General features: G+C 75.9%; 23 protein-coding genes. 10 read left to right on the forward strand and 13 right to left on the reverse strand.

Annotated features, from left to right (window positions below; genetic code table 11):
* Nucleotides 1–28: 28 nt before the first annotated feature.
* The 8 genes from IE332_RS04100 to IE332_RS04135 all read right to left on the reverse strand — a co-directional run bounded on the left by IE332_RS04100 (nt 29) and on the right by IE332_RS04135 (nt 8,411).
* A complete protein-coding gene (locus IE332_RS04100) occupies nt 29–907 on the reverse strand; it encodes a type II secretion system F family protein (protein ID WP_189913692.1) in 879 nt (292 codons plus the stop codon).
* Nucleotides 904–1,869 (reverse strand): type II secretion system F family protein, encoded by a 966-nt coding sequence (locus tag IE332_RS04105; protein WP_189913693.1) that lies wholly within the window; start codon nt 1,867–1,869, stop codon nt 904–906. Before IE332_RS04105 ends, IE332_RS04100 begins: the two co-directional genes overlap by 4 nt.
* Complete coding sequence (locus IE332_RS04110; protein WP_229928288.1) at nt 1,869–3,494, reverse strand: TadA family conjugal transfer-associated ATPase; 1,626 nt, start codon at nt 3,492–3,494, stop codon at nt 1,869–1,871. The genes IE332_RS04105 and IE332_RS04110 overlap by 1 nt, the downstream gene beginning before the upstream one ends.
* The gene (locus IE332_RS42170; protein ID WP_229928289.1) at nt 3,484–4,941 is read right to left on the reverse strand and encodes a CpaE-like family protein; all 1,458 of its coding nucleotides are present in this window, start codon (nt 4,939–4,941) and stop codon (nt 3,484–3,486) included. Before IE332_RS42170 ends, IE332_RS04110 begins: the two co-directional genes overlap by 11 nt.
* On the reverse strand, nt 4,941–5,789 hold the full coding sequence (locus IE332_RS04120) for an SAF domain-containing protein (RefSeq protein ID WP_189913694.1): 849 nt from the start codon (nt 5,787–5,789) through the stop codon (nt 4,941–4,943). Before IE332_RS04120 ends, IE332_RS42170 begins: the two co-directional genes overlap by 1 nt.
* A 65-nt stretch (nt 5,790–5,854) precedes the next feature.
* The gene (locus IE332_RS04125; protein WP_189913695.1) at nt 5,855–6,805 is read right to left on the reverse strand and encodes a hypothetical protein; all 951 of its coding nucleotides are present in this window, start codon (nt 6,803–6,805) and stop codon (nt 5,855–5,857) included.
* Nucleotides 6,799–7,422: a hypothetical protein gene (locus IE332_RS04130; RefSeq protein ID WP_189913696.1), complete on the reverse strand. Its 624-nt coding sequence runs from the start codon at nt 7,420–7,422 to the stop codon at nt 6,799–6,801. Before IE332_RS04130 ends, IE332_RS04125 begins: the two co-directional genes overlap by 7 nt.
* Before the next feature lie 137 nt (nt 7,423–7,559).
* Entirely contained in the window at nt 7,560–8,411 is an 852-nt protein-coding gene (locus tag IE332_RS04135; protein WP_189913697.1) for a hypothetical protein, read from the reverse strand.
* Between the two features lie 346 nt (nt 8,412–8,757).
* Between IE332_RS04135 and IE332_RS04140 the strand changes: the two genes are divergently transcribed.
* The 3 genes from IE332_RS04140 (at nt 8,758) to IE332_RS04150 (ending at nt 11,242) form a co-directional block, all read left to right on the forward strand.
* Entirely contained in the window at nt 8,758–9,213 is a 456-nt protein-coding gene (locus tag IE332_RS04140) for a pyridoxamine 5'-phosphate oxidase family protein (protein WP_189913698.1), read from the forward strand.
* Between the two features lie 59 nt (nt 9,214–9,272).
* Nucleotides 9,273–9,725 (forward strand): MaoC family dehydratase, encoded by a 453-nt coding sequence (locus IE332_RS04145; RefSeq protein ID WP_189913699.1) that lies wholly within the window; start codon nt 9,273–9,275, stop codon nt 9,723–9,725.
* A gap of 311 nt (nt 9,726–10,036) precedes the next feature.
* Entirely contained in the window at nt 10,037–11,242 is a 1,206-nt protein-coding gene (locus tag IE332_RS04150; protein ID WP_189914081.1) for an MBL fold metallo-hydrolase, read from the forward strand.
* An 85-nt stretch (nt 11,243–11,327) separates the two neighbouring features.
* Here IE332_RS04150 and IE332_RS04155 read toward each other — a convergent pair whose 3' ends face one another.
* Both IE332_RS04155 and IE332_RS04160 read right to left on the reverse strand, forming a co-directional pair.
* The gene (locus tag IE332_RS04155; protein WP_189913700.1) at nt 11,328–14,063 is read right to left on the reverse strand and encodes a DUF6493 family protein; all 2,736 of its coding nucleotides are present in this window, start codon (nt 14,061–14,063) and stop codon (nt 11,328–11,330) included.
* The gene (locus IE332_RS04160) at nt 14,060–15,418 is read right to left on the reverse strand and encodes an SWIM zinc finger family protein (RefSeq protein ID WP_189913701.1); all 1,359 of its coding nucleotides are present in this window, start codon (nt 15,416–15,418) and stop codon (nt 14,060–14,062) included. The genes IE332_RS04155 and IE332_RS04160 overlap by 4 nt, the downstream gene beginning before the upstream one ends.
* Before the next feature lie 148 nt (nt 15,419–15,566).
* On the opposite strand from IE332_RS04160, the gene IE332_RS04165 reads away from it, so the two are divergent.
* Nucleotides 15,567–16,475, forward strand: coding sequence for an acyl-CoA thioesterase (locus IE332_RS04165; protein WP_308437522.1), 909 nt, complete (start codon nt 15,567–15,569; stop codon nt 16,473–16,475).
* A 137-nt stretch (nt 16,476–16,612) separates the two neighbouring features.
* The gene (locus tag IE332_RS04170) at nt 16,613–17,263 is read left to right on the forward strand and encodes a TetR/AcrR family transcriptional regulator (RefSeq protein ID WP_229928290.1); all 651 of its coding nucleotides are present in this window, start codon (nt 16,613–16,615) and stop codon (nt 17,261–17,263) included.
* Nucleotides 17,264–17,455: 192 nt separating this feature from the next.
* Here the strand turns inward: IE332_RS04170 and IE332_RS04175 are convergent, their stop codons facing one another.
* Nucleotides 17,456–18,856 carry a sulfite oxidase gene (locus IE332_RS04175; RefSeq protein WP_189913703.1) on the reverse strand — a complete coding sequence of 467 codons (1,401 nt, stop codon included), beginning with the start codon at nt 18,854–18,856 and terminating at the stop codon, nt 17,456–17,458.
* 172 nt (nt 18,857–19,028) lie between these two features.
* Between IE332_RS04175 and IE332_RS04180 the strand changes: the two genes are divergently transcribed.
* From IE332_RS04180 to IE332_RS04195, 4 genes are all read left to right on the forward strand, one after another.
* Nucleotides 19,029–19,805 (forward strand): alpha/beta fold hydrolase, encoded by a 777-nt coding sequence (locus IE332_RS04180; protein ID WP_189913704.1) that lies wholly within the window; start codon nt 19,029–19,031, stop codon nt 19,803–19,805.
* Nucleotides 19,806–19,847: 42 nt separating this feature from the next.
* Entirely contained in the window at nt 19,848–20,291 is a 444-nt protein-coding gene (locus IE332_RS04185) for a MerR family transcriptional regulator (RefSeq protein ID WP_189913705.1), read from the forward strand.
* Nucleotides 20,292–20,406: 115 nt separating this feature from the next.
* Nucleotides 20,407–22,032: a BCCT family transporter gene (locus tag IE332_RS04190; protein ID WP_189913706.1), complete on the forward strand. Its 1,626-nt coding sequence runs from the start codon at nt 20,407–20,409 to the stop codon at nt 22,030–22,032.
* A 125-nt stretch (nt 22,033–22,157) separates the two neighbouring features.
* Nucleotides 22,158–22,337 carry a hypothetical protein gene (locus IE332_RS04195; protein WP_189913707.1) on the forward strand — a complete coding sequence of 60 codons (180 nt, stop codon included), beginning with the start codon at nt 22,158–22,160 and terminating at the stop codon, nt 22,335–22,337.
* A gap of 129 nt (nt 22,338–22,466) precedes the next feature.
* Here the strand turns inward: IE332_RS04195 and IE332_RS04200 are convergent, their stop codons facing one another.
* Nucleotides 22,467–24,323, reverse strand: a complete 1,857-nt coding sequence (locus IE332_RS04200; protein ID WP_189913708.1) for a DUF2398 family protein — start codon at nt 24,321–24,323, stop codon at nt 22,467–22,469.
* Between the two features lie 340 nt (nt 24,324–24,663).
* Between IE332_RS04200 and IE332_RS04205 the strand changes: the two genes are divergently transcribed.
* A complete protein-coding gene (locus IE332_RS04205) occupies nt 24,664–25,371 on the forward strand; it encodes a lysoplasmalogenase (protein WP_189913709.1) in 708 nt (235 codons plus the stop codon).
* A gap of 81 nt (nt 25,372–25,452) precedes the next feature.
* Here the strand turns inward: IE332_RS04205 and IE332_RS04210 are convergent, their stop codons facing one another.
* Complete coding sequence (locus IE332_RS04210) at nt 25,453–26,040, reverse strand: hypothetical protein (RefSeq protein ID WP_189913710.1); 588 nt, start codon at nt 26,038–26,040, stop codon at nt 25,453–25,455.
* Nucleotides 26,041–26,247: the final 207 nt, after the last annotated feature.

Genomic DNA, 26,247 nt, shown 5'->3' on the forward strand with positions numbered 1-26,247 from the left:
CTGCTCTGGAACAGGCATCGGTCAGGCCTCAGTTGAGCATCTGGTGGAGCGCGGGGAAGACGATCAGGACGGTCATCAGCAGCGTCAGGGCGGCCCCCGGCGCGACCATCCGCTCGCTGTCCGCGTTGGCGCGGGCGAGGTCCTCGGCCAGCAGTTCGCCGCGCAGGCCCTTGGCGCGGGCCCGCAGGGTGTCGTACACGGCGGCGCCGTCGTTGCCGGACAGCCGCATGATGTCGGCCACGTCCTGCAGCGGGCTGAGCCCCAACTCCTCGGCCAGCGCGTCGAGTCCGGCCCACGGCGGGAGCCGGTCGGTGGCCGCGCGCTCCAGCGCGTCCCGGATCCGCCGGAACACCACGCCCTGTCCGACCGAGGCGGCCCGGCGCAGCGCCTCGGCGGGGCCGCAGTCGGCGGCCCGCTCCAGCGCGACGAGTTCCAGGTAGGCGGCGATGCCGTGCAGGTACTCGGTCCGGGCCTCCTTGGCCTCGCCCCGCACGATGGCGTCCGGGACGAACCAGAGCAGGCCGGCCAGCAGCGGACCGGCGACCAGCGGCAGGGCGAAGGGCAGTCCGACGTCCATCAGCACGGCCATCGCGCCCAGGTAGGCGGGCAGCATCAGGCCGAGCGCGGCGAACAGCAGCTTGTGCACCATGAACCGGGCCGGGGCGCGGCCGATCAGGGCGAGTTCGCGGCGCGGGACGGAGACCCCGCGCAGGTGGACGGAGCGCTCGCCGATCCGGTCGTACCAGCGCGGCCGCTCGTCCGGGTCCTGCTCGCGGTCGGCGGGGACGGCGTGCAGCCGGTCCAGCGCCTGGTGCAGGTCCGGCGGCGCGGGCCGCAGTTCGGCGACCAGCACGGCGATGCCGCCGGCCGCGACGGCGCCGGCCAGCACGGACCAGGGGGAGATCACCGGACCTCCCCGAGCCGCTCGGCGACGGGCTCCGCCCCGGGCGCCCGCACGCCCGTCCGGCGCCCGCCCCTGCTGCGCCGGTCCGGCGCGAGCAGCCGGGGCACCGGCGGGTGGGAGGCCAGCGCCCGCATCCAGGCGATGATCGCCACGAACAGGGCGGCGACCACGGCGAGGACCAGCTGGCCGAGGAAGGTCCCGTACGGGCGGGTGTACTCGGTGTTGAAGGAGCCGACGGTGACGACCAGCACGATGATGCCGACCAGCCAGCGGATGGTGGTCCGGTGCTTGGCCCGGTCGGCCTCGATGGCGCGGCGCTGGCGGACCTCCTCGCGCACCGAGTCGGCCATGTCGGAGAGCGTGCGGGCCAGGCCCGGTCCGCTGTCCCCGGCGCGCAGCACGAGCGCGGCCAGCACCTTGTCGGCGGTGGCGTCGGCGAGGCTGTCGGCGAAGGCGTGCAGCGCCTCCTCGGGCCGCCAGCGGGCCTGCAGCCGGGCGGCCAGCTCGCCGATCTCGTCCTCCAGGGCGGTGGGGGCGGTTCGGCGGCTGGTGACGATGGCCTGGTTGAGGCCGACGCCGAGCAGCAGCACGTCGGCGATCCGCTGGGTCCACTCGGACAGCGCTTCGAGCCGCTCGATCCGGTGGGTGTCCGGGCGGGTGGTGTCGAACAGCCAGGGCAGGCCGAAGACGGCCAGCGGCACCAGCAGCGCGGTCAGCGGGATGCCGGTGAACAGCCAGGCCAGCGGCGCGCCGACGAGCGCCAGCGGCAGCTGGACCCGGCGCAGCCGGACGATCCGGGGCGCGGCCGCCCCGGGGGCGCCGTACCAGAACACGTGGGCGCGCCCGGCCAGCGGGTTGGACCGCTCCGGCGCGTCCTCGTCGGCCGGCTCGCTGCCGCGGACCCAGGCCACCAGGGCGACCAGGCCGCCCGCGACCGCCAGCCCGCACAGGGCGAACAGCAGCATCACCGCGCGCCACCGCCGATCCGTAGCTGCAGCGGGGTGGCCCAACTCCCGTACCGGGAATCGAGCAGACCCGCGTCGAAGCCGGCCCGGCGCAGGTCGTCCAGGCACTGCGGCGGGGTGTGCGGGACGGCCCGCGGCTCACCGAGGTCCGGCCGGGGGCCGAAGACGGTGTTCAGCGCGGGCCGGCCGCTCTCGCCGAGGCCGGTGACCTCCAGCACGTGGGAGACGAAGCGGTGCCGGCGGCCGCCGACGGCGGTCTCGTCGACCATGGTGACGTGCACGATGAGGTCCAGGGCGTTGGCGGTGAGCCGGTAGGCGAGCGAGTCGGTCATGTGCGAGCCGTACTCCAGGCAGAGTTCGGCGATGCGGTCGACCACCATGTGCGGACCGCGGGCGTGCAGGGTGCACATCGAGCCGCCCTCGCCGTTGGTCATCACCCGGAGCATCGGGACGACCTCGCCGGAGCGGACCTCGCCGACGATGATCCGGGAGAGCGTCATCCGCAGCGCGGCCGGGATGAGGTCGCCGATCGTCAACTCGCCCGCCAGCCGCCCCTCGACGCGCTCGCCGTTGCCCTCGCGGGCCTCCATCGGGACGACCTGGCGCAGGTGGCCGAGGGTGTGCAGCCAGAGCTCGAACTCCGACTCCAGGGTGCCGATCCGCTCGTCCGGCGGGATCTCGGCGGCCATCGCGCGCAGCAGGCTGGTCTTGCCGACACCCTGGGTGCCGGTGATCATCACGTTCTTCCTGGCCCGGATCGCGGAGGCCAGGAAGGCGGCCAAGGTCCCGTCCAGGGTGCCGAGTTCGACCATCTCGGGCAGGGTCGCGGAGGCCACCCGGTGGCGCCGGATCGCGACGTACGGGCGGGGCGTCACCTCGGTGAGCGCCTGCAGGCGCATGCCGCCCTCCAGGCGCAGCGCCAGGGTCGGGCTGGCGGTGGACAGGCTGCGCTCGCCGCCGCCGTGCTGGCGGGCCAGGTCCTGGAGCAGCTCGATGAGTTCGGCGTCGCTGTCGGCCACCGGCGGGACCTGGCGCAGGGGTTGGTGCACCTTGGAGACCCAGACGTCGTCGCTGCCGTTGATCAGGATGTTCTCGATCTCCGGGTCGTCCAGGTAGGGCTGGAGCCGCCCGGCCCGGAAGAGCAGGTCGAAGACGGCCTCGGCGAGGGCGCGGTCCTGCTCCCGGGTCGGCGGGATGCCGTGGGTCTGCGCGTAGGCGTCGGACCAGCGGGCGACGGACTCCTCGATCAGCGCCCGGCCGCGCTGACGGCGGGTGGCGCGGTCCGGCTCGGCGCCGGAGGCCATGGTCAACCGGCTGATCTGCTGGTGGAGTTCGGCCGCCACCTGGCGCTTGAGCTCACGGGCGACCTGCGGGTCGACAGCCGGCCGGGTGGCGGCGCCGCGCAGGTCCAGCGAGGGCAGCTGGGAGGGGACGGCGGTCGGCCCGCCCGCGCCGGGCGGCACGGGGCCGGGCACGACGGGCTGCGGCGCGACGGGCTGCGACCCGATCGGCTGCGGCGCGACCGGGCCGGTCGCGGGCGCGGGTGCCGGCGTGGCCGCCGGGGTGGTCCAGGGCAGCGCGGCCGGGTCGGCCGCGGGGCGCTGGTGCAGGGGGCTACCGCGCACGGAGCACCTCCCCGGGGTTGTGCGGGTACTGCCCGTTCACCTGCACCTGGCCATCCGTCACGATCGGTTGCTGGAGCGGGTACTGGTCCACGAGGTCGTCCCGGTCGTCCCGGTCGCCTTGGCGGCTTTGGCGGCCTTGGCCGTCCTGACCGGACCGGCCGGGCGGCTGCGACGACTGCGACGGCTGCACGTGCGCCGGGAACGGCGCCGGCGCGGCCGGCTGCGGTGCCAGCCCGGCCAGCGGCGCCACCGGACCGGTGGTGATCACCGGCGGGACCGGCTGCGGCGGGGTGTACGACGGCGGCTCGGCCTCCACCGGGCCGTACGGCGGCTGCGCGTAGCCGGACTGGCCGTACGGGGCCTGCCGGGCCTGTGGGGCCTGCCAGTTCGCCGTCTGCGCGTACGGGACCTGCCCGTACGGGGCCTGGCCGTACGAGGTCTGCCCGTACGGGCCCGGCCCGTATCCCGCCGGGGCGGGCGTCGGCACCGGCGTCGCCGCCGGTGTCGGCTGGGCCGGCACCGGAGGCGTGGGCACCGCCGGGCTCGGCATCGGGCTGGGCACCGCCGTCGCCACCGGAGTGCCGACCGGACCGCCGACCGGAGCGCCCGCCGCCGGGCCCGCCGCCAGCTGACCCGCCGCCGCCCCGGCGCCCGCGCCCGGCGCGAGCCGCTGCCGCCGCCGGCGGACCAGCAGCTGCACCTCGTCCGCCGCCGACCGCGCCGTGCGCATCAGCTCGGAGCGGATGAACCGCCGGTCGGTGGTGTCGCCGCCGTCGGAGAGCACCTTGGCCGTGCGGGTGGCGTACGGCAGCATCCCGAGCACCGGCAGTCCGAGCTCGCGGGCCACCTCCGCCCGCGCGTACGGCCCTTCGGCGACCAGCAGCAGCCCGAGCGCGTCCGGCCCGGTGCCGCCGGAGGCCAGGTCCTCGGCGAGCGCGGACAGCCGGGGCCGGATCGAGCTCAGTCCGCGCAGGGTGGTGCGGACGGTCACCGCGACCACGTCGGCGCGGCGGGCCAGCACCGCGCCGGCGCCGGTGGCACCGGAGCGGCCGAGGTCCACGATGACGTCGTAGCCCTGCTGCTCGATGCCGTGCAGCAGTTCGGCCAGCGGCTCCCAGGTGTAGGCGAGGCCGGGGGCCTGGGTGGGGTCGGTCAGCCCGGGCAGCAGCAGCCGGTCGGCCTCGCCGTCCGGCGAGAGGTCGATCAGCTGCTCCCAGATGGTCTGCGCGAGCAGCCCGCGCCGGTCGGCGACGGCCAGGTTGCGCAGCCCGTACACCGCCTCGACCCGGCCCTCCAGGGCGCCCGCGAGGACCGCGCCGCCGTCCGGGTCGGCCTCGACCAGCAGGATCCGCCGGCCGGGCCGGAGCGGCCAGGCCAGCAGCAGGGCCAGCGCGGTCGTGGTCGCGCCGGGCGCGCCCGGGCCGCCGACCACCGCGATCACCGCCATCAGGCGCCCCCCGTCGTCGGGGCCCCGGAGCCGCCGCCGGACGGCGCCCCGGCGGTCGGCGTGCCCGTGGCGGGCGCCCCGGACGCGGGCGCGCCGCTCGGCGCGGCACCGCCGGGCGCGGCACCGCGCGGGGCCAGCAGCACCTGGATCCGTCCGCTCGCCACCCACTGCGCCAGCCGGGGGCCGTCCGCCGTGCCGACCGCGACGTCGATCACCTGGCTGCCGTCGGTGTCGACCCGGCCGACGGTGATCACCGTCGCGGGCAGCGAGTCGGCCCGGCCGTTGTCGGGCGTGTAGACCACGACCAGCTGCACCCCGGGCTGCAGCCGGCTGGCGGGCAGCTGGCTGCGCTTGGCCGACACGCCGACCACGATCTGCCCGGGCTGCACGGTGAGCCCCTGGGCGAGGTCGCCGCCGGTGAGCATCGCGCCCCGCTTGAGGTCGGTGGCGGCGCGCATGCCGATCGCCTTGTCCCGTGACTGGGCCGAGACCGGGTGCAGCGCCGGGTCGCTCGCGATCCGGGCCACCACCAGGTCGTCCTCGGTGATCACCTGACCCCACGGCACGTCCCGGGCGAGCGCCAGCACCGCGACCCGCTGCCCGGTGCTGTTGTAGAGGACCGCCCCGCCCAGCCCGCCGGCCGCGATCAGCGCGACCGCCATCGCCAGCACCGCCGGGCGCCGCCGCCGGGCCCGCATGGTCCGCGCGGGGGCGTGCGGCACGGCCCGCCCCCGGCCGCGGCCCTTGCCCGCGCCGCCGGACTGCTCCTGCTGCTCGGGGAGCGCCACGGAGGCCCCGGCGCCCGCGGGTGTGCCGGATCCCGGCGTCGCGAATGTACGGTTCTCCACCGGGTTCCGCCCTTCCCTGGTACGTCGTCGGATCGTCGGTCAGTCGAATCGTCTTCGTGCTGCGGTCAGTTGAGGACCTGCACCTCGGCGACCTTGAGCGTGAAGACCGGACTGGTCTGCTGCATGGGGATCTTGAAGGTCCGCGGGTTCGGCCCCCCGACGACGACGATGGTGGCCTCCCACTTCATCGTCACCGTGGCGGAGTACGCCCCGTCCTTCTGCTTGCCGGACGCGGCCTTGAACACGAAGCCGCAGTCCGGGGACGCCGCGGCGCCGTACTTGGGGTCGTACGGCGTGCCGGCCGTCGTACAGGTGGTCGCGACGCCGGTGCCGAAGTCCCAGTAGGCCTCGACCAGTCGGGGGGTGACGGTGACCGAGATGCCGTTCACCGCCGCGGTCCCCGGTGCGGGCGTGGCGGCGTTGTCGGCCCAGAGCCAGACCGGCGAGTTGACCACCGCCGTGCCGGCGGGCGCCACCCGGCCCACCGGCTTGCCGAAGACGACCCTGTTCTTCGCCTGCTCGACGGCCCTGGAGTCGTCCAGCATGGTCGGCCCGGCCGGCCCGGTGGCGAGGAAGACGATCTGGGCGCCGTCCTGGCCCCCGCCGGTCTGCGGGCAGACCTTCGAGTAGAGCGCGCCGTCCTTGGGGTCGTGGCCCTCCCACGCCGGGTCGCCCGCGGCCGGTGGCTTGTCCAACTCGCGGAAGTAGCAGCCCTGGCCGCTGTCGAACCAGCCCCACTGCGGGTCGTAGCAGGCCCACGGGACGCCGTGGTAGCTGCAGAGCTGCGGACCGGAGTCCGAACCGCCGCCTCCGCCGCCACTCGGTTTCGTCGACCCCGGTCCGGGGGTCTTTCCACCGGAATTGGCGTCGGAGCAGATCACGTTCGGGAAGCACTGCTCGGCCCCGCCGCTCGGTGGTTCGTCCGCCGTCGCCGTCACCGCCGAGGACAACAGCAACCCGGCCGCCGTCGAAGCGACGACCGCGAACCGCCGAGCCGGTTTCCGCGCGTTCAGCATGTCCGGTCCACCTCCCGCTTGAACTCGTAGATCAGCCAATGCGCTTGGAACATTCGGAGGGACGTGGTCGCGACATACCTGTTCAGCCGCTGGGCCGGATCCTTCGCGGCCCCGGTGACGGCGTCCACGCGGTGCCAGCCCGTGAGATCGACGCAGTCCTCGATCACCGCGGTCTGAGGATCGGCTTTCAGGTCGACGGACTTGACCACCGGGGAATTGCGCGGCGTTCCGGCCATCACCACTTTGGCGTCGCGCAGTTGACGGAGACCGGCGAGGGTGTCGGACAGCGCCCGCCCGGAGGAGTACTGCTCCAGCGCGTAACCGTCCGAATCCGATCGCCCGAAGACCTCGGCCTGGACCTGCCACCAGTCCTGATACGCCTTCAGCGCCACCCGGGCCAGCGCCCCTTCCGGGCCGTCGGTCGGCGCGATCGAGGCGTTTGCGGAACCACCCGAAGGAGTTACCGGGCCCACTCCCGCGACAGTGGGCGCCGCCGTCCCGAGATGATCGAGGGAACCGTCGGCACCACCGCTCGCACAAGCGCCGAGCAGCAACACCAGAACCGCCCCGCCGACCCCGACCGCCCCAGGGCGCAACACATTTCCGCGCTGCCGCATCGCCCCACCTCGTCGCGACCGAGTCGATCCGTGATCCACGGCCGCCAGAAGAATTCCGCTGTCCCGCCGGTCTTTCCGCTGGGGATCGATTCTTCGCCAACCCACCCCATCACGGCAACACCTCAGGCCCCCTGACCTTACGCGGAAGGCGGTTCCGTCGGGGCACTTTCCCGCCACAGAACGGCCAACAGTTCTTCGGAAAGCGACAATCCGGCCAATGCGCCCCGAACCGCGGCCCGATTGCGCATCAACAGGCGCCCACCGTGCGGCGGAACGAGCAGGCGCGCGCCCGGCGCACCCGAACTACCGGCCGACTCCCCGCCGTCCGTCAGCGCCGCCACGGCGGGCTGGAGATCGAGCGGGGCGACGGCCGCGGGGGCTCCCGGGACGCCCTCGCGCAGGACGGTGGTCAGGGCCCGGCTGAACGAGCCCTCACCGCCTGGCAGGACGGCGTCCCGGCCCCGTCTGCCCGGGGCGTAGCGCCCGATCCGGCCCCACAGCGGGATCCGCGGGTAGCTCAGCAGTTCGCCGGCACTGTCCTCGCCGCCGCGCTCCAGCGCCGTCCAGGTGTCCCGGTCGGCCACCGCGTCGACCAGCAGCAGGGCCTCTTCCTGGTCGCCGTGCACCATCGCGCTGACCACCCAGTCCCAGGCCAGGCCCCTGCGGTAGGCGTTGTCGGGGGTGCTGCCGCCGGTGACCAGGGCGAGCCGGCGCCCGCGCGGGTCGGCCACCAACTGGCCGACCAGGCACACCACCAGCCAGCGGCCGGGGTGCTGGGCCGCGTCCCGGACGGCGGTCAGCATCGCGTTGGCGTCCGCGTCCGGCGCCGCCGTGGTGACCCGGCAGCCCGCCGCCCCGGTGTCGAAGCACATCCCGGGCAGCACCTCGGCCAGCAGCCGGGCGCCGTCCGGCGCGAGCGCCGCACCGCCGAAGGCCCGGTCCGGCCCGCCGTCCGCCCCGATCACCACCAGATCGACCCCGCCCGCCATCGCTCCCCCCTCCTGGCCGGCCCCGGCGCACCCGGGGCCGCCGCCCGCCGCTGTGGTCCGTCCGCCGCGTGGTTCGCGGGCGGTCCCACCTCTCGCCTCAGCGCTCGCGTCACCGGTCACGTGCGTTCACGTGCCCGTTCCGGCTTCGCGTCACCGACCCGGCTTCGCGTCACCGACCCGGCTTCGCGTCACCGATCCGGCCCCGCGGCACCGTTCCGGCTTCGCGTCACCGTTCCGCCGCCGGGCAGGCTATCGCCCCGGACGGACGCCGACGGGGCTCCCGGCCCTCCGCCCAGGGACCATGGGCCCTATCGACGCGCGCGCCGACCGGAGGACGATCGGACGCATGGAGCGCGAGGACCGTGTGGAGACCCTGAGCGAGGCCGAGTGCCTGCGGCTGCTCAGCACCGTGCCCGTCGGGCGCGTGGTGTACACCGAACACGCACTTCCGGCCGTCCTGCCGGTCTCCTTCGAGGTCCTGGACGGGCGGCTGGTGCTCGCCGTGCGCCGGGGGAGCACCACCGCGCGCGGGCTCGACGGCACGGTGGTCGCCTTCCAGGCCGATCTGCTGGACCCGGTGACCCGCACCGGGTGGAGCGTCCTGGTGCACGGGCGGGCCGACGCGGTGAAGGACCCCGAACAGGTGCGGCGGGTGCTGCGCTCCGGCCTGCGGCCGTGGGTGGGCGACCCGGAGCCGCTGTTCATCGCCCTGGCGCCGGAGCTGGTCAGCGGCCGCCGGCTGTTCCCGACCGGGCCGGGCGGGGTTTCCTCCCGAGGGCTCCTGACAGATACCGGTGGGTAGGCATACGCTTCCGGCGTCCTGGCCCCTCCCCGGGCCCGTCCCCCTCCAGGAGCGCACCCGTGACGACCTTCGCCTCCCTCGCCGAGCTGACCTCCGCCGTCGGCACCGAACTGGGCACCAGCGAGTGGCACACCATCGAGCAGCGGCAGATCGACCTGTTCGCCGAGGCGACCGGCGACCACCAGTGGATCCACGTCGACCCGGAGCGGGCCAAGGAGAGCCAGTTCGGCTCGACCATCGCGCACGGCTACCTGACCCAGTCGATGATCCCGGTGCTGGCCAAGGAGTGCTACGCCGTCGAGGGCGTGCGGATGGCGCTGAACTACGGCTCCGAGAAGGTGCGCTTCCCGGCGCCGGTGCCGGTGGGTACGGCGATCCGGGCCACCGCCGAGCTGGTCTCGGCCACCGAGGTGCCCGGCGGCGTCCAGGCCGTGGTGCGCTTCACCGTCACGAGCGAGCGGAGCGCCAAGCCGCACTGCGTCGCGGAGACGATCACCCGCTTCTACGCCTGACGGGTCCCGGGGCCGGGACCGGGCCCTGCCCGCTGCCGCCGGCGGAGCCCGGCCGGGTACGCCGATTGGACCGCGCCGGGCCCTCCACCAGGTCCGGACGGCCCACGGCGAGTAATCTCCGACGAGATGGTTGTCGTATCGCTGCGACCTCGGCCGTCGCTGCGGTGCGCGCCCCGGCATGCCCGGTAGCCGTGACCGTCCTTGGAGGAGCCGTGCCCCGCCCCGTCCCGTGGTTCTCCCGCCTCGCCGGTCTGTCCTCGCAGTTCGCCCCGCCGCCCGCCGACCGCGCCGCCGACCGCGCCGTCCCCGGACTGGCCGGGCTGTCCCGGGCCGCCTGGCACCGGGTCCGGACGGACGCCTTCGGCGCCGACCCCCGGGGCGAACGGCTCGCCCGGATCCGCCGCTCCCCGCAGTTCGCCGACGGCGCCTTCCGCAACCCCGTGCCGACCCGCCGCCTGGTCTACGAGCGCAGCCCGCTGGAGATCACCCGCGCCCAGCTGACCGGGGACAAGACCCGCCGGTTCCCCGCCGCCGCCGTACCGGTGCACCGGCTGCTCCCGGCCGACCTGGCCGCGCCGCCCGAGTCCGGGCTGCGGCTCACCTGGCTCGGCCACGCCACCGTGCTCGCCGAGATCGGCGGCCGGCGCGTCCTGCTCGACCCGGTCTGGGGCGACCGCTGCTCCCCGTTCGCCTGGACCGGCCCCAAGCGGCTGCACCCCGTACCGCTGCCGCTGTCCGAACTCGGGCCGGTGGACGTCGTGGTGGTCTCCCACGACCACTACGACCACCTGGACATGGCCACCGTCCGGGCACTGATCGGGACGGACGCGGTGTTCGCCGTCCCGCTCGGGGTCGGCGCCCACCTGGAGCACTGGGGTGTGCCGGCCGGACGGATCGTCGAGCTGGACTGGTGGGAGTCCGCCGAGGTCGCCGGACTGACCCTGACCGCCACCCCGGCCCGGCACTACTGCAGCCGCGGCCCGCGCACCAGCTCGCTGTTCCTCTGGGCGTCCTGGGTGGTGTCCGGCGGCGGACACCGGATCTTCCACAGCGGGGACACCGGCTACTTCCCCGGCTTCGCCGAGATCGGCAGCCGGCTCGGCCCGTTCGACGCGACGATGATGCAGGTCGGCGCCTACAGCGACTTCTGGCCCGAGGTGCACATGACGCCCGAGGAGGGCGTACGGGCGCACCTGGACCTGGGCGGCGAACTGCTGCTGCCGATCCACTGGTGCACCTTCAACCTGGCGCTGCACCCGTGGGAGGAGCCGGCCGAGCGGGTGGTCGCCGCCGCCCAGGCGCAGGGCGCCCGCCTCGCGGTGCCGCGCCCGGGCAAGCCCTTCGAGCCCGCCGATCCGCCCGCCCTGCGCCTGTGGTGGCGCGCCGTCACCGCCACCCCGCGCGCGATCGAACCGGTGGTCGGCACACCCGAACCGGCGGCCGAGGCGGCAGCGGCGGCGCAGGTGGCAGCGGAGACGGCGGAGGCGCCGAGGGAACAGGTGACCGAGTTCAGCTGACAACTTTCAACCGACAGAGTTCAGCCGACAACTTTCAGCGAACAGACTTTGAAATCTGTTCGCCGAAAGCCGTCATCCGCCCCCGTCACCCCGCGAGAACGTCCCGCAGCGCCCGCGCCTCCTTGACCACCCGGCCCGACCCCGCCCGCGCCGCCGTCGCCGTCACCTCGGCCACCGGACCGCGGGCCCCGGTGCGCCGGGCGCAGTCCGCGGCCAGTGCGATCAGGTCGCCCAGTCCGCGCACGGACGGGCCGGCCTCGCCCAGCAGCCCCGGCAGCGCCGGCCCGAGCACCGACCAGACCGTCGCCCGGGCGCCGGTCTCCGCCGCCATGGCGAGCGCCGCACCCAGCCGGCCGGCCAGGACCGTGCCGCAGGCCACCAGTCCGCCCAGCTCCCGGCCGAGCAGCCCGCCGTCCAGTTCCCCGCGCGCGGCGAGCACCAGCAGGGCGTCCACCGCCGCCGTCCGGTCCTCGGCGTGCCGGGCGCCCAGGCCGTACGCCAGCGCCAGGTGCAGCGCGAGCCCGGCCGGGCCGCCGGCCTCGGCGAGCAGCGGAAGGTGGCGGCCCGCGCCGCGCTCGTCCCGGTCGGCGCCCTGGGCGAAGGTGTCGAGCCAGCGGGCGGCCAGCTCCTCCCGGTGCCAGGGCAGCATCGCGGACCAGTGCGTGACCGGCCGTCGGCTCCAGTCGTCCACCTTGCGGGCGCGGGCGACGCTGGGCTCGGTGCCGTCCAGCAGCGCCCGGAACTCGGGGGCGAGCCGCTCGCCGGACGGCCCCTCCGGGCCGGGGCCGATGCCCGGCTGGGCGACCGCGACCCGCTCGACGTCCTCCCACCAGCGGTCCCCGTAGGCGTTGGCGCGCCGCACGCCCTGGCCGGGCGCGAACAGCACCCGCTCGGACGGCTGACCGGGCAGGCCGCCGGTGCGCAGCCAGTGCGCGGCCCAGCGCCCGGCCGGGGAGGTGAGCGCCGCGGCGGCCGCAAGGACCGCCTCGTCCGCGCCCGGGCCGACCCTCAGCAGGGCCGCGGACAGGTCGACCGGCCCGGCGGGGACGCCCGCCGCCTCGTAGCCGGCGAGCCGCTCGACCAGCACGGCCGCCGCCAGCGCGCCGGTGGCGTCGGTCGGGGTGGCGAGCAGGTACGGCGGCCGGGTGGCGGTCAGCTGCCAGGCGGCCTCCTCCATCCGGGCGGCGAGCACCGCGCCGTGGACGGTGGTGTGCGGGCCGCGCAGCGGGGAGCGGCCCTTGCCGCAGAGGGCGTCCCAGAGCCGGCGCGGCGCCGTCTCGCCGGCGACCGCGGCCACCACGAACTGGACGCCCCAGGGCGTGCAGTCCCCCCACTGGCCGGCGCCGTTCCAGGGGTGCTCACGGCGGACCGGCTCCAGTGCCTCGATCAGCCCGGCCCGGTCCAGGCGGGCCTGCCGGACCAGGCCGTCCAGGACCCGTTCGAAGGCCGCGACCCCCGGCTCCCGGTCCACGAGCAGGGCGGACAGTTCCTCCGCGAGCTCGGCCGCCGAGGCGACCGGCGCGCCGAGCGGGCTCGGCACCGGGACCGGCGGGAGGAGTTCGTTCCACCCGGTGTCCGGGTCGTCGCCCTCCCCGCCCGAGAGCACACCGAGGGAAACGCCGAGCAGCTCGCCGGCCCGCCCGTGGTGGACCGGGTTCAGCGCCTCGGCGGCGAACCGCAGCTCCGGCAGCACCGCCTCGCCCGCCGCCGCACGGTGCCGGGCCACCACGTTCAGCGCCCGCTCCTGGACGCCCTGGTCCGCGTACCCGAACGCCTCGGCCGCCGAGAGCACCACCGCTCCGGAGCGTTCGGGCGCGCGCCGGGCGGCCCGGTCCAGCCAGCCCAGCTGGGCGCGCACCAGCTTCTTCTCGGTCCGGAAGAGCACCACCGCCGAGGCCTCGTGGAGCACCTCGGGCTCGATCAGCCCGGCCTCGTCCAGCTGCGCGAGCACTCCCTGGGCGTGCCCGGCGATCACCGACAGGCCGTCCAGCAGCGCCACCACGTCCCGGACCCGGGCCGCGTACTCCGCGGGCGTCAGGGCGAGCGCCCGCAGCACGTCCAGGAAGGCCCGCTGGTCGGCCGGGCGGCCGCCGCGCAGCAGCCGGGCCAGGCAGCGGTCGATCACGGCCGCCCGGTCCACCACTCCGGCGGCGGCCAGTTCGCCGATCGCCTCCGTCCAGAGGTCGCCGGGGCGCGGGCTCAGCCGGAACGTCAGGGTGTGGCCGACGTCGGCGAGTTCGAACAGCAGTGGCAGCAGCACCGGGGTGAAGGCGTCGGCCCGCAGCTTGTCGGCCAGGGTGGGGCGCGGGCCGCCCAGGTCGACGGAGCGGTTCAGCCAGTCCCGGACGAAGGACTCGCCGGTCGGCACCTCGCAGCCGGTGCGCCGGACGACGGCCTCGACGAGCTGGTACATCGACCAGCCCCAGGCCCGGGTCGGCCGGGCGGCCAGCCGGGTGGCCACCTCGATCTGCCACTCCCGCGGCTGCGCCTCGACGACCGCGTGCAGTTCGGGGTAGCGGGCCCACTCCCGGGACGTGAAGTCGCCGCCGGCCAGCCAGGCGGCGGCGCCCGCCGGGCCCGGGTGGCACCCGGCCCCGGCCACCAGCAGGGCGCCCTTGGCCTCGATCGCGGTGGGCGTCCAGTCGTCCCGGAGCTCCTTGCGCAGTTCCTTGAGCGCGGCCAGGCAGGCCCGCCGCTGCGCCCGGTCCAGTCCGGCCAGCAGTTCCGGTACCGCCTCGACGAACCCGCTCCGGACGGCCGCGCGCAGTTCCTCCACCGGGTCCGCCGCCACACCGGCCACCGTGTCCTCCACCGTCCTCACGCTCCCGACTCCCCCCGCACCATCCCGACCGCCAGCGCGTGCTTGCACGGCCCGCGCCCGCCCCGGTACGTGCCCCACCACAGGCAGGTGCAGCTCAGCCGCCCCGCCTCGTCCGTCCGCACCCGCTGGATGTGGTCGTCGACCGTGACGACGGCCGTCGCGCCGCCCTCCTCCAGCCGCACCGCGCCCGCCTCGACCAGCGCCCGGGCCGCCCGCAGCCGCGGGTTGGCGGCCTCGGCGCGCCCGGCGTCGTACGGGAGCTGCCGGTGGAAGTGGGCGGCCTCGGCCGTGTCGTAGCCGATCTGCCCGGCGGTGCCGAGCCGGGTGAGCGCGGCGCGGACCCGCTCGGGGCTCAGGCCGGACTGCGCGGCGAGGTCCCCGACCTCGATCCGCGGCTCCCAGGCGAGCAGCACCGACACCAGCTCGGCGTCCTGCTCGGCCGTTCCGGTGGCGAGCGCGTCGAGCACCCCGCCCTCGCCGGAGAAGCCCCGGGAGGCGTCGGGCGAGAGCGTCAGGGTGAGCCGCATGCCGGGCAGCACGGCCTCCCAGGCGGAGGCGGCCGGCGCCCCGGCGGCCACCGGCCCGTACACCCGCAGGGCGAGCGCGTGCCGCAGCACGCGTTGCAGCGCCACCAGCCGCTCGGGCCCGGACAGGCAGACCGCGCCGGGCACCGGGCGGGTGGTCGGCCGCAACGTCCGCCCGGCCGGGACGACCCAGCCGACGCCGCCGCGCCCGCCGCGCGGCAGCGAGCGCAGGAAGCGCACCGCCTCGGCCGCGGGCAGCTCGGCGCGCGGCTCGAAGCCGGCCGCGACCACCTGGGTCTCGGCGAAGCCGCGCAGCCAGCGCTCCGGCAGCGGCACCTTCTTCTCGACCAGCGGGCCGTCGAAGCTGGTGACCTCCAGCGCGTCCGGCCCGACCGCGAGGTGCAGCGGGTCGGCCGGGCCGATCCTGGTCAGCGCCTCGCGCAGCGGGTTGTTGACGTCCACGTTGGTGGTGCCGTGGCCGATCTCGTCGCCGTCGAGCCCGGCCTCCAGCACGTCGAGCCGGGCGTAGACGCCGCAGCAGCCGGAGAAGGACTCGAAGCGCAGCCGGTCCCCGTTGGCGGTGACCACCGGGTCGAGCGAGGCGCGCAGCCGCGGCTGGTGGTAGCGCGCGGCGGCGACGTCCGCGACCGCGAGCAGCGCCGCGGCGGCCGGCGCCGGGTCGGCCAGGAAGCCCGCGAAGAAGCGCGGGTTGGCGGCCGCGCCGAGCGGGGTGGCGCCGCCGGAGGTGGCCAGGTCGAGGCGTCGGCCCCCGGCGCCGTCCAGGACGGCCGACGGGCGCAGATAGGCGTACGCGTGTGCGGATTGCGTCATGCCGAGCACGCTAGGTGAGGGGTCTGACAGTGCACCGGGCCGGCGTCGGACCGGCACGCGACTGGAACGTGTTCTACAGGGCGACCGACTGCCGGACGAGTTACCCACGTCACACCACCGCACGGTTGGCTTCTGCCACTATGACCTCGTGACCGACCTGACCGAACCGATTGCCCCGGCCGCCCGGGACGCCCGCCCGTCCTCCCCGTTCGCCGAGCTGCTGGAGCTCGAACGGCTGGACGAGAACACGTTCCGGGGCTACTGCCACGCCGGCGCCCCGATGCGCGCCTTCGGCGGCCACGTCGCCGCCCAGGCGCTCGTCGCCGCCGGGCGCACCTGCGAGGACCGCCGCCCGGTGCACTCGCTGCACGGCTACTTCCTGCTGCCGGGCACCCCGACCCGCCCGATCGACTACGTGGTCGAGCGGCTGCGCGAGGGCGTCTCGTACACCACCCGCCGGGTGACGGCGGTGCAGAAGCGGAACGAGATCTTCTCGCTCACCGTCTCCCTCAAGCACGCCGAGCCCGGCCCCGACCGCCACCGCGAGATGCCGCCGCTGCCCGGCCCGGAGTCCCTGCCGGACGCCGTGGCCGGCGCGCCCGAGGAGGTCCGCAGGGCGGTCGCCGCCACCGGCGGCTTCCGCGACCTCGACGTGCGCTTCGTCCCGCCGGAGACCCCGGGGGTGCCGCCGGCCGTCCCCGGGCTGCTCCAGCACTTCGTCTGGATGCGCACCGCCTCCCGGCTGCCGGACGGCGACCCGCTGCTGCACGCCGCCGCGCTCACCTACCTGTCCGACCTCACCCTGGCCTCCACCGCCGGACTGGACGAGCAGCCGAACTTCTTCCAGCGCACCGAGCCGCCCACGCTGCTGATGGCCTCACTGGACCACGCGATGTGGTTCCACCGCCCCTTCCGGGCCGACGAGTGGCTGCTGTTCGCCCAGCGCAGCCCGTCCTCCTCGGACGGCCGCGGCCTGGCCCACGGCGAGTTCTACGACCGGGACGGCCGGCTGGTCGCCTCGGCCGTCCAGGAGGCCCTGATCCGCCGGCAGTCGTAGGGCCCCGGCGCCGCCCCGCGGGCGGGGGCTCGACGACGGCCCCCGGCCGCTTCCGGACCCGGGTGACCGCCGGACGAACGGAAGGGGGCCGGTCGGCGACATACTCCTGAGCGGCCCCGGCCCGTATCATGGTGCGGGTGACCAAGGTTGACCTGTCACCACGGCCGGTGGAGGCGATGTCTCCGCGTCAGCTCGAACGCCGCGAAAGCCTGATCGCGGCCGCGCTCGCCCTGGTGAACGAGATCGGCGTCGAGCGGCTGCAGATGAAGCAGGTCTGCGAGCGGTCCGGAGTCGCCCTGGGGACGGCGTACCGCTACTTCTCCTCCAAGGACCACCTCCTGGCGGCGGCGATCGCCGAGTGGCACCGCCTGCTGCTGGCCGACCTGGTGGCCGAGCTGCGCGGGCCGCGGGCCGGGCTGGGGGACACCGACCGGGCGGTCCGGTTCGTCCGGGGCGGGATGCGGGCCTACCAGCGGCAGCCCGAACTCGCCCGGCTGCGGGTGGCCGTGGCCGCCTCCACCGACCCCTTCGCCAGCGAGGCCCTCCAGGGCATGGCCCGGGCCGACAGCACCGCCCTCCAGGCGGTGACGGCCGACGTGCCGGCCGCGTCGAGCGACCTGGTGCGGCACATCGTCGCCCACGCCTGGCAGGGCGAGCTGACCGCCTGGGTGACCGGCCGCACCACCCTCGGCGACGCCCGGCGGCGCCTCGAGGACGTGGTGCGGCTGGTGCTGACGCCGTACGAGACGCGGTACCCGGCTCCCTACGAGGTCCAGTCCACCGGCTGAGCGCCGGGCGGTCCCGCCCACCGGGTGACCCTCAGGCGGGTCCTCCCCGGGCGGGTCCGGCCCGGCCGCGCGCGCCCGCGGCGGGTCCCGGCCCCGGTCCGGCCAGGGTCCGGCCCCGACCAGGTCCGGGGCCGGGCCCGGGGCCGGGACCAGCGCCGGGTCCGGGGCCTGGTCCGGGGCCTGGTCCGGGGGTCAGACCACCGTCACCGGGTGGGCCACCACCGCGCCGAACAGGTAGCCCTCCCGGTTGAACACCGCCCGCTCGGGCTGGCCGTTGCCCCGGCGGTCCGTCGCGCGCGCCCGCAGCTCGTACCGGCCGGGCCCCTCGGGCCGCCAGTCGACGCTCCAGCGCGTCCAGTCGTCGGCCCGCGGCTCGTCGCGCAGCTCGGCGCGCCGCCAGCTCCGGCCGCCGTCGGTGCTCACCTCGACCCGGCGCACCGCCGCCGCGCCCGACCACGCGCGCCCGTACAGCCGGTGGCCGCGACCGGCCGCCAGCCGCGCACCCGCGGCCAGCTCGAAGGCGCACTTGACCACCTGCTCGGTGAGCGGGGCGCCGCCGCCGGGCGGGTAGTCCGGCCCGAACATCCGGTAGAAGTCGGTGTTCCACGGCGAGTGGAGCGGGTGGTCGGCGACCTCGATGCTGCCCACCCACTTGATCGAGGCGATGCCCACCCAGCCGGGCACCACCAGCCGGGCCGGGGCGCCGTGGTCGGGGGTCAGCGGCTCGCCGTTCATCTCGTACGCCACCAGCGCGTCGTCCAGCGCCTTGGCGATCGGCAGCGGCCGGCGCACCGGGCCGTAGTTGGTGCCGCCCACGACGTAGTCCGGGTCGAGGCCGGTGGGCAGCACGTCGACCGCCGCCCCGGTCAGCCCGGCCGCCCGGAGGAGGTCGGCCAGCCGCACACCCCGCCAGCCCGCCGAGCCCACGCCGCCGAGCGTCCACGGCGTGCCGGGCACCGGCTGGTCCTGCTGGCCGAGGAAGTAGCTGCGGGCGTTGCCGGCGCACTCGATCAGCGCGCTGATCCGGGTGGACGGCAGCGCCCGCAGGTCGTCCAGTCCGAACTCGACCGGATCCTGCGCCGTCGGCGCGCCGCGCAGGCCGCTGCCGAACAGCTTGAGGGTCCAGGTGTCGGCGTCGATCAGCGGAGTGCCGGTGTGGTTGCGCACGAAGAACCGCTCCACCGGCACGTGCCGGCCGACCACCGCCGCGCCGTCGGCGTCGCGGAAGGCGTCCCAGCGCATCTCGGCGTTGGTGCCGCGCGGCACGAACCACTCGGCGGGCAGCGGCTTGACGATCCCCGGCACGGGCCTGGGCTCGGACGCGGGCACGGGCACCTCCTCGGCGGTCTCCCGGCCCGCCGCCGACGCCCGCGCCGGCGCGGCCTGGGCCGGGCCGGCCAGGGCGGGCGCGGCGAGCGCCCCGGCGGCGGAGACCATCCGCAGCAGCGTCCGGCGGTCCACGCCCTCGGCGCGGCCCCCGGGCCGGGCGGTGGTTCGTTCCGGGGCCGCGTCGTTCCGGGTGTCGGCTGCGGGCCGGGCGTCGGATGCGGGCCGGGCGTCGGCGTCGTTCCGGGCGTGGACCTCGTCGTCCATCAGCGGAATCCCTTCCGTCTCAGCGTAGGCGGTTCAGCGGTGCGCGCGACCACGGCCGGGGCCCGGGACCTGCCCGGACGGGACCTCCCCCTCCCCGGCTTGACCTTCTCACCGGTGTGAAGTCCTACCGTTCCCACTGTCGGCGAAACCCCAGCCCGCATTGGAGCACCCCATGTCAGCCACCCCGCTCGCCCGGATCGTCCAGGGCTCCGGCCCCGGCCTGCTGCTCGCCCACGGCGCCGGCGGCAGCGCCCGGGACAACTGGGGCCCGCTGCTGCCCGACCTCGCCGTGCACCGCACCGTCGTCGCCCCCGACTACCCCGGCTCCGGCGACAGCCCGTACGAGGCCGACGCGCCCACCCTGGACGAACTGGCCGAGCGGCTGGTCGCCGCCGCCGACGAGGAGGGCCTGGACACCTTCGACCTGGCCGGCTACTCGCTCGGCGCCGCCGTCGCCGTCCGGATCGCCACCCGCCACCCCGAGCGGGTCCGCTCGCTGCTGCTGCTCGCGGGCGTGGCCGGCGGCTCGGCGCGGATGCGGATGCTCTCCGACCTGATCGTCGACCTGGAGGCGCGGCCCGACGACCTCGCCCGACTGATGCTCGCCGTCGTGTTCGGCGGGAGCTGGGTGGACGCGCTGCCCGCCGACCAGCTCGCCGGGCTCCGGCAGGCGCTCACGGGCCCTCAGCCGGCCGGACTCGCCCAGCAGTTCCGGCTCGCCGGCGAGGCCGACGTCCGTGCCGAACTCGCCGCGATCACCGTGCCGACCCTGGTGGTCGGCACCGCCGAGGACATGCTCGTCCCGCCGTCCCAGCACCGCCTGCTGGCCGAGGGCATACCCGGCGCGCGCTTCGTCGCCCTCCCCTCCGGCCACCTGCCGATGGTCGAGACGCTGCCCGAACTGCGCGACGTGGCCCTGGAGTTCGTGAAGGGCCTCGACGAGCACTGAGCGGCCGGGAACACCCCGGCGGGCCGCGGCGTTCGCCCGATCATGCGCATCGGAGAACTCGCCCGCCTGACCGGGGTGTCCACCCGCCTGCTCCGCTACTACGAGGAGCAGGGGCTGCTGCGGCCCGCCCGCACCACGGCGGGCTACCGCGAGTACGGCGAGGAGGACACCGTCCGGGTCTGGCAGATCCGCAGCCTGCTCGCGGCCGGCCTGAGCACCCGGGTCATCGCCGAGCTGCTGCCCTGCGCCACCGGCCCCGTCCCGGTCCTGGAGGCCTGCCCTGACCTGCTGGCCACCCTGCGCGGCGAACTCGCCGACCTGGACGCCCGGATCGACGACCTCTCCCGCAGCCGCCAGGCGCTCTCCCACTACCTCTCCACCGCGCGGGAACCCGCGTACGAGCCCGCGGGCGGAGCGGCGTACGGATCGACGTACGAAGCGGCGTACGAAGCGGCGTACGAGCCCGTCCGGGAGCACGCCGCCTGACGGGACGTAGGTCCCGACCCGGCGCCCGCCCGGCGCGCCGTCCCGCCACGCGCGGAACCGACTGGACATAGTGCGACATGCAGACCGAATCCACGCATGTCGAGAGGCCCGCCCGATGAGCAGCCAGCCGCCGCAGTCCGACCGGCGCGTGAAGGAGCCCGACGAACCCGCCGCGACCCTCCCCACCGACCGGGCGGTCTTCGGCATCAGCGCCGTCCTGGTGCTGGCCGTGGTCGCCTGGGGTGTCTTCGCCGAGGACTCGCTCGGCCGTACCTCCGGCACCGCGCTCCGCTGGGTCCTGCACAACTTCGGCTGGCTGTTCGTGGTCGCCGCCGACGTCTTCCTCGTCCTCACCGTGCTGCTCGCCTTCAGCCGCTTCGGCCGGATCCGGCTCGGCCGGGACGACGACGAACCCGAGTTCTCCACCCTCGCCTGGGTCGCCATGATGTTCAGCGCCGGCATGGGCATCGGCCTGATGTTCTACGGCGTCGGCGAGCCGCTCCAGCTCTTCGCCACCCCGCAGCCCGGCTCCGGAGCGGCCCCGCAGAGCGCGGGTGCCGCCCAGCAGGCCCTGGAGTTCTCGCTCTTCCACTGGACCCTGCACCCGTGGGCGATCTACGCGGTCGGCGGCCTCGCCCTCGCCTACACCACCTTCCGCAAGGGCCGCGGCAACCGGATCTCCGCCGCCTTCGTCCCGCTGATCGGACAGCGCGGCGCGGACGGCTGGGCCGGCCGGACCATCGACCTGCTCGCCGTCTTCGCCACCGTCTTCGGCTCCGCGACCAGCCTCGGCCTCGGCGCGCTGCAGGTCGCCGACGGCCTCGGCTACATCTCCTCCGTCCGCAACACCCAGAACGCCCAGCTGGTCATCATCGGCTCGCTGACGGCCGCGTTCGTGCTCTCCGCCTTCTCCGGGGTGCACAAGGGCGTGAAGTGGCTCTCCACCGCGAACGTCGTCCTGGCCTCGCTGATCATGCTCTTCGTCTTCGTCTTCGGCCCGACCGTCTTCACCCTCGACGCGATCCCGTCCACCGTCGGCGGCTACCTCTCCGACCTGGTCGCCATGTCCAGCCAGACCGGGGCGTTCACCGACGAGAGCTGGCTCGGCAGCTGGACGATCTTCTACTGGGCCTGGTGGCTCTCCTGGGCGCCCTTCGTCGGCACCTTCATCGCCCGCATCTCGCGCGGCCGCACCATCCGCCAGTTCCTGCTCGGCGTCCTGCTGGTACCCAGCGGGGCGACCGTCATCTGGTTCTGCGTGATGGGCGGCACCGCGATCCGCCTCGTCACCACCGGCACCGCCGACCTGGTCGCCACCATCCCGCAGGGTGCGGAAGCCTCGCTGTTCGAGATGCTGCGCTCGCTGCCGCTCGGCTCGGTGACCAGCGTCGTCGCGGTCCTGCTCGTCATGACCTTCTTCATCACCAGCGCCGACTCCGCCTCCCTCGTGCTCGGCTCGCTCTCCAGCCGCGGCTCGCTGCACCCGCGCACCCCGCTGGTGGTCGTCTGGGGTGTCCTGATGGGCGGGGTCGCCGCGGCCCTGCTGCTCGCCGGCGGACTCACCGCCCTGCAGAACGCCACCATCCTGGTCGCGCTGCCGTTCGTCGTGGTGATGCTGCTGCTGTGCGTCTCCCTGGTGAAGGAGCTCCGCGAGGACCCGGCCGCCGCCCCCTCCCGCTTCCACCCCGCACACGGCCTGCGGGACGCCGTCCGGGCCACCGTCGGCGACCGGACCCCATAGCGCTGACCTGCGCGTACGCCCCACTCCCGACCGGTGGGGCGTACGCGGCCAACCGACGCCCAACCCCCGTCCGGACTTCACCCGCGCGTACCGGCCGTTCACGACGCCCTGGGAACCTCCCTGTCATGAACGCCATCCCTCGGGCGCCCTACCAGGAACCGCGCTTCCCGCTCCCCCAACGGCACCGCCGCCTCCTCGCGTGCGTCGCCGTCCTCTCCTCCATCGCCCTCGGCACCCTGGGCGTCGGCGCCACCGTGGAGACCGTCGAACACGGCCCCCTCTCCAGCACCACCGCCAGCAAGTAACCGCACCCACCCTCCCCAGCACCGCCGCCCGGCACTCCGGGCGCGGTGCTTCCGCTTTCCCGGGGCCGTCCCAGCGCCAGGGGGCGGGGCTCGGGGCTCGCAGACCACCCCGCGCCGCGACCCCGTCCGCTACGCGCGCCGTCCGGTGCGGGGGCCCGGTGGGGGCGGGACGAGGGGGGTCGGGCGGGAGTGGCGGCCGGTGCCCGGGGTGGGCTGGAGGTCGGGGGCCGGGGCGAAGCGGGCCGCGTGGGGGCGGAGGTGCCAGGTCGGGGGGCGCTTCGGCTGGGGGGTGGGGGTGATCAGGCCGAGCCGTTGGAGGAGGTCCAGGGCGTCGCGGCGCAGGGCGGTGCGGTCGGAGAGGTAGCGGGCGGGGAGGCCGTACTCGTCGGTGATGTCGCCGAGGACCCCGTCTATCAGCGCGTCCGGGATCGGGACGTCCCCGTCGCCGGGCTCGCCTGGCAGCGGCCGGACCTCCTCGACCAGGCGCTCGACCAGCAGCAGGGTGGCCTGGGCGAGGGTGCCGGCGCCGGGGAGGGCGAGGTCGGTGAGTTCGGCGGCCGGGTCGAGCAGGGCGACGCCCTCGGCCCGCAGTTCGGCTTCCAGGCCGAGGAAGTCGGCGAGCGCGGCGGGGCCGGTGAGCCGGTGCTCGTGCAGCCAGGCGCGGCGGTCCTCGGTGAGGTCGGCGGCGAGGACCGCGGGGGTCTCGGCGAGGAGGCGGCGGACGGCGGTGGCGGGTTCGGCTTCGGCGGCGCCGCGGATGAGGTCGGCGGCGTCGGCGGCGAGGGCGGGCGGGCGGGCCGGGACGGCTCGGGCGAGTTCGCGGTCGACGGTCAGGACGAAGGTGTCGCCGGCGGGGCCGGCCGGCAGGTCGCCGAGCACCTGCCATCCGGCCAGGGTGGCGAGCGCCGCGTCGAGGTCGGCCGGTTCGGCGGCCAGTTCGGGCGCCGCGTCGTGCATCGCGTCGAGCAGGCGCCGGTAGTCGAGCTCCTCCGGGGCGTCGACCAGCAGGGCGAGCGCGAGGGCGAGTTGGGCATAGCCGCCGGGGGTGAGCGGGGTGCCGGTGGCGGGGTGTTCGAGGCGGCGGGCGGCGTCGGGGCCGAGGCCGGCCTTGCAGAGCCGGGCGTGCCAGGGCCCGACGTCGAGGCGGTAGCCGAGCAGGGTGTCGAAGCGTTCGGCGAGCCAGTCGCGGTGACGGCGGATCAGCGGGAAGCCGTCGGCGTGCGGGCCGGAGGCGGTGACGAGCGGGTGGGCGAGGAGCAGCCGGGCGGCGATGCGGCGTTCGGCGGTGGGTAGTTCCTCGCCGGAACGATCCTGCGTGACCAGCGGGAGGACGAGCTGGACGGCTCCGACCGCTTCCGGCGCGGTCCGGGCGCGTTCGGGTTTGCGGTGCTTGCCGGGCCCGCCGGGCTTGGCGCCTGACCGGACGACGGGCAGGGCGGCGGAGTCGCGCCGGGCGCGGCGCGGGCCGCCGTCGACGCGGGCCCCCCGGGAACGCGGGGTCGGCGAGGCGGGCGCGGTGGGGCCGTGCCACCAGCTGACGTCCGGGTCGGCGGGTTCGGCGTGCGCGCCGAGGTGACGGGCGGGGTAGAGGCCGAAGGAGGCGGCGCACAGGTCGTCGGCGGTGCCGGGGGTGGCGGCGGCGAACCAGTGGGCCAACCGCAGCAGTCCCGGGTCGGGAGAGAGGGCGGTGCCGCAGGAGGCGGTGCCATGGGGCGCGGTGGGCTCGGGAGTGGCGGCGGCCTGCGCGTCGTCAACACGGCCCGCGGGAGCGACGCCAGGTCCCGTGTCAGCGGCACCGGCGGCACCGGCGGTGCCTGCGCCCTCGGCTCGCTCGACGGCGTCGACGTGTTCGACAGCGCCGGCCGGTACGGCTACGCGTACGGCGAGGACGGCCGCGGCGGTCCCCCGACCTGCCCCGCCCGTACGTCCGTCCGGCCTGCCGGCGGCCACCCGGGTGGCGCCGACCGCGTACTCCTGCTGATCCATGTCGGGGTCAAGAGTAGACGGTGCCCGGGTCACCCGGTGGCAGCAACCGCCCTCCTGAGGAAGTCTCCGCAAGAGCCCTCGAACCGGCCGCCCGTCCTCCGCTCCGCTGCCGGGCCTCGTTCCGCGCCCGCCCCTCGGCTCCCCCGCGCCGCTCCCCTGCCGCTTCCCGGCCGCTTCCCGGCCGTGCCGTCACCCGCCGGGCCCCACCCGGGTTACGCACCGGTAACCTGTCTTTCCGCCGCACGCCCCGCTCCCCGGGGCCGGCGCGGCTACCCCACCGTCCGACCGTCGGCGGCCGCAGCGCGAGCGGACCCGGCGGGCGAGTCACCAAGAGGTGCGCATGAGCATTCGTACGACCACCCGTACCGTCCTCGGCGCGCGCCTGCGGTCGGCCGGCGGCCTGCTGGGGGGCTTCGCGGCCACCTCGGCGGCGCACCTGGGGTCGATCCTGTCCGGCGCCCCGGTGCTGCGGAACGCCACCAAGCCGGCGCTGATGCCGCTGCTGGCCGCCCACAGCGTGGCGGCGGCCAAGGCGGCCGAGCGGGAGGCGCCGAAGCTGCTGGCGCCGGCGCTGCTGCTGAGCACGGGTGGCGACGTGCTGCTCCAGCTGAAGAACGACCCGGCGTTCCTGGCCGGCATGGGCTCCTTCGCGGCGGCGCACGTCTGCTACGTGACGATGTTCGTCCAGCGCGGCGCGCTCACCGACCGCCGTCGGGCCCTGGTGGTCGCGGCGGCGTACGCGACGGCCTGGGTGGCCCTGGTCGGCGAGCTCTGGCCGGACCTCGGGGACCTGCGGGTCCCGGTGGCCGGCTACAGCCTGCTGCTCACCTCGACGGCCGTCACCTCGGCCGGGCTGGGCTGGCGGACGGGGCTGGGCGGGGCGCTGTTCCTGCTCTCGGACACGCTGATCGCCACCAAGCTGGCGAAGTGGCGGGAGCTGCCGGGGCATCAGTTCTGGATCATGGCGACCTATGTGCTGGCCCAGTACCTGCTGGCCACCGGCATCCTCGCGCACGAGGAGGAGTTCCAGCGGGAGCGGCAGTCCTGAGACGTCGCCGCGCCGCCGGTCCCGTCAGGGTCCGGCGGCGCGGCGGGGGCGCGGCTGGGGTTGGCTGCTGGGGCGCGGCCTTCAGGCACCGCGCCTCCGGAGCAGCCAGAAACCGCCGACCCCGCCCAGGACCAGCGCGAGGCCGCCGGCCAGCTCCGCCGGGTTCTCCGCGACCGAGCCGCCGAGGCCGGTCTGCACGGAGCCGTGCGGGGCGACCTGCTGGCTCCCGGCGCCGGACTGCCCGAGCGAGCCGGCCCACTCCCCCGCCGCCTTGCCCCAGTCACCGAGGCTCTTGTCGGGGGTGGTGGCGGCGACGGTGGTGACCGTCACCGTGGTGGCGAAGGCACCGCCGTCCGGGCAGGTGCCGTCGACCTTGCTGTCCCCGGAGTGCTGGGAGGCCAGCCGGGCGGAGCCGGTGTGCTTGCCGTCGGAGCCCAGGGTGAGGGTCGCGGGACCGCCCTCGAAGGCGGCCGAGCGGGCGGTGATGGTCTTGCCTTCGGGCTTGTCCGACTTCTCGCAGGAGACCGTGACCGTCACGGTCTGGCCCGGTGCGGCCTGGGACGGGCTGACCGAGGCCGAGCCGTCCCTGGCGGAAGCGAGGGGGGCCGTCAGGCCGGTCAGCGCCGTCGCGCCGATCAGGACGGCGGCGGCCGTACGCAAGGGGCGCATGCCGGAACCTCCGGGATTCTCGGGCGCAGCCGGGGACTCCCATGTCCACTGGTCGATCAACTGCACCCGGTCACTCACCGACGGTAGGCACGCGCCCGGGGCCCAGCCACCGCTCAGGACCGTTCGGGTTACGGCCCGTCACCCGGGGTCACGCACGGACGGCCCGTACGGACGGCCCGCACGGACGGCCGCTGCGGGCAGCCCGTG

Origin of the sequence: Kitasatospora xanthocidica (assembly GCF_014656195.1) — a bacterium.
GTDB lineage: Bacteria > Actinomycetota > Actinomycetes > Streptomycetales > Streptomycetaceae > Kitasatospora > Kitasatospora xanthocidica.